Here is a 3607-nt window from a genome sequence, read left to right on the forward strand (position 1 = left end):
TCAGCAGCTTTCCGCCCGCATGCTCAGTCGTTACCAGAACAACTATCACTTCGGAGGGAGCACGCTGTGAATGAAGTTTATGTGATTGCCGGTGGTGAGTGGTTGCGGAATAACCTGAATGCCATTGCCGCCTTTATGGGAACCCGGACGTGGGATTCCATTGAGAAAATTGCTCTCACCCTGTCTGTTGTTGCGGTGGCCTTTATGTGGGTACAGCGCCATAACGTGATGGATTTGCTGGGCTGGGCGGCGGTGTTTGTACTTATCAGCCTGCTGGTTAATATCCGCACATCGGTGCAGATTATTGATAACAGTGACCTGGTCAAAGTTCACCGGGCGGATAATGTGCCGGTCGGACTGGCGATGCCACTTTCACTGACGACCCGTATCGGGCATGCAATGGTGGCCAGTTACGAGATGATCTACACGCAACCGGACAGTTTCACCTACAGCAAAACGGGGATGCTGTTTGGTGCAGAACTGGTATCAAAAAGCACTGACTTTTTGTCTCGTAATCCGGAAATCGCCAATCTTTTCCAGGATTATGTGCAGAACTGCGTGATGGGGGATATTTACCTGAACCACAAATACACGCTGGAGGAGCTGATGGCCTCCTCTGATCCCTACACGCTGATTTTTTCCCGTCCCAGTCCGCTGCGGGGCGTTTATGACAGCAATAATAATTTCGTAACCTGTAAGGATGCGTCGGTTTCGTTGAAAGACAAGCTGAATCTGGACACACAGAGTGGCGGAAAAACCTGGCATTATTATGCCCAGCAGTTATTTGGTGGTCGCCCTGATCCGAACCTGTTGTTCAGTACGCTGATTGGCGACAGTTACCGTTACTTCTATGACTCAAGTAAATCAGCCAGCCAGATCATCCGCCAGAATGTCACCATTAATGCGCTGAAGGAGGGGATCACCAGTTATGCAGCACGTAATGGTGACTCAGCCAGCCTGGTGAATCTGGCCACCACGTCATCGATGGAGAAGCAACGTCTGGCACATGTCTCCATCGGTCATGTGGCGATGCGGACACTGCCCATGACGCAGACCATCCTGACGGGGATCGCCATTGGTATTTTCCCGCTTCTGGTACTGGCGGCTGTCTTCAACAAACTGACGCTGTCCGTCCTGAAAGGCTATGTGTTTGCCCTGATGTGGTTGCAGTCATGGCCAATGTTGTACGCCATTCTGAACAGCGCCATGACATTTTATGCGAAGCAGAATGGTGCACCGGTGGTGCTCTCGGAAATTTCACAGATACAGCTGAAATACTCCGATCTGGCTTCCACTGCCGGGTATCTTTCCATGATGATCCCGCCATTATCCTGGATGATGGTCAGGGGACTCGGGGCCGGATTTTCCAGTGTGTACAGCCATTTCGCTTCCTCTGCTATCAGCCCGACTGCCAGTGCGGCAGGTAGTGTGGTTGACGGTAATTACTCCTACGGCAACATGCAGACGGAAAACGTGAACGGATTCAGCTGGAGCACCAACAGCACCACGTCGTTTGGTCAGATGATGTACCAGACCGGCAGTGGCGCAACCGCTACACAGACCCGTGACGGTAATATGGTGATGGATGCAAGCGGAGCGATGTCCCGGTTACCGGTCGGCATCAATGCAACGCGTCAGATTGCGGCGGCACAACAGGAAATGGCCCGGGAAGCATCGAACAGAGCAGAAAGTGCCCTGCATGGGTTCAGCAGCAGTATTGCCAGTGCCTGGAACTCGCTCAGTCAGTTTGGTTCTAACCGGGGGAGCAGTGATTCTGTCACCGGTGGTGCTGACAGCACGATGAGCGCACAGGACTCCATGATGGCCAGCCGTATGCGCAGCGCAGTGGAAAGCTATGCGAAGGCGCATAATATCAGTAATGAGCAGGCGACAAGAGAACTGGCATCAAGAAGTACGAGAGGTTCTGCGGGGATGTATGGCGATGCTCATGCTGAATGGGGGGTTAAACCTAAAATTCTTGGTGTTGGTGGTGGCGTAGGTGTTAGAGGTGGTGGTCGGGCAAGTATTGACTGGAGTGATGAGGATGCGCATCAGGCCAGCAGTGGTTCACGGGCCAGCCATGATGCTCGCCATGATATCGATGCCAGGGCTACACAAGACTTTAAAGAGGCCAGCGATTACTTTACCAGTCGCAAGGTCAGTGAATCCGGCAGCCATACGGACAATAATGCCGATTCCCGTGTGGACCAGCTGTCTGCAGCCCTGAACTCAGCAAAACAGAGTTACGACCAGTACACGACGAATATGACCCGCAGCCATGAATATGCTGAAATGGCATCCCGTACTGAAAGCATGAGTGGGCAGATGAGTGAAGACCTGTCGCAACAGTTTGCACAGTATGTGATGAAACACGCGCCGCAGGATGCCGAAGCTATTCTGACAAACACCAGTTCACCGGAGATTGCAGAACGCCGTCGGGCTATGGCGTGGTCTTTTGTTCAGGAACAGGTGCAGCCTGGTGTTGATAATGCCTGGCGTGAATCCCGTGGGGACATCGGTAAAGGAATGGAGAGCGTACCTTCGGGTGGTGGCAGCCAGGATATTATTGCTGATCATCAGGGGCATCAGGCCATTATTGAGCAAAGAACGCAGGACAGTAATATCCGTAATGATGTAAAACATCAGGTTGATAATATGGTCACAGAATACCGAGGCAATATCGGAGATACTCAGAGCAGCATACGTGGCGAAGAAAATATTGTAGGAAGACAGTATTCTGAACTACAAAATCACCATAAAACAGAGGCATTATCTCAGAATAATAAATATAATGAAGAAAAATCGGGTCAGGAAAGAATGCCCGGGGCTGACAGTCCACAGGAACTGATGAAAAGAGCAAAGGAGTATCAGGATAAGCACAAGCAATAATATTGTATGGGGAGATGATAATGAAAAATTTAGCTCATATTGCTCTGGTGACGGTGATACAGTTCATTACCTGTTATCTGGCTGATTGGGGGAGTGCCGAAACAGTTTTTATCCTGTGCTTTATTGTACTATGGCAGGGATTGTTTATATGGTTATTTTCTCAAATACGAAAAAAACGGCATGTGTCGGATGAGTTTAAATTCAGTAAAGGCGTTTGGTATATACTGATGCCAGTATCTTCCTTACTCTCTCCGTTATTAAGCCTGATGGTTTTTATCATTGGTACACTATACGAATTAAGGCGAATTAGTGGTTGTGTAAGTGTAAGAGAATGGATGCAATCTCAGGTAAATGAACAAACTAATGAAGATTTGCATCTGGATTTTGATGATGTGAATTTTGATTATGTGGATTTTTATCGTACTAATCCGGCAACAGGATTAGCTATGCATGGAGGATTTGATTCAGCAGGAAATACTTTTGGGACTTGTTGGCAGGACTATGATGACAGGCGATAAGAAAACTGTGGTTTGTAATAAAGGTAATTTGATGAAAACAAAAAAATTGATGATGGTTGCACTGGTCAGTTCCACTCTGGCCCTTTCAGGGTGTGGTGCGATGAGCACAGCAATCAAGAAGCGTAACCTTGAGGTGAAGACTCAGATGAGTGAGACCATCTGGCTTGAACCCGCCAGCGAACGCACGGTATTTCTGCAGA

The 3607-nt window shown here is 49.1% G+C and carries 2 protein-coding genes and 1 pseudogene; all 3 read left to right on the top strand.

Going from position 1 to position 3607, the window contains the following annotated elements:
• Positions 1–66: 66 nt before the first annotated feature.
• Positions 67–2889 (top strand): conjugal transfer mating-pair stabilization protein TraG, encoded by a 2823-nt coding sequence (traG, locus tag K0778_RS25160; RefSeq protein WP_001007048.1) that lies wholly within the window; start codon positions 67–69, stop codon positions 2887–2889.
• A 14-nt stretch (positions 2890–2903) separates the two neighbouring features.
• Positions 2904–3407 (top strand): surface exclusion protein, encoded by a 504-nt coding sequence (locus K0778_RS25165; RefSeq protein ID WP_201273844.1) that lies wholly within the window; start codon positions 2904–2906, stop codon positions 3405–3407.
• Between the two features lie 31 nt (positions 3408–3438).
• A pseudogene (locus K0778_RS28045) lies at positions 3439–3607 on the top strand (complement resistance protein TraT); the annotation flags it as partial.

The sequence above is a fragment of the Escherichia sp. XD33 genome, from assembly GCF_019375075.1.
GTDB classification, from domain to species: Bacteria; Pseudomonadota; Gammaproteobacteria; order Enterobacterales; family Enterobacteriaceae; genus Enterobacter; species Enterobacter flexneri_A.

Excerpts from the sequence above, each read along its gene's own strand:
- K0778_RS25165 (WP_201273844.1), top strand. The coding sequence starts at position 2,904 with ATGATAATGAAAAATTTAGCTCATATTGCTCTGGTGACGGTGATACAG.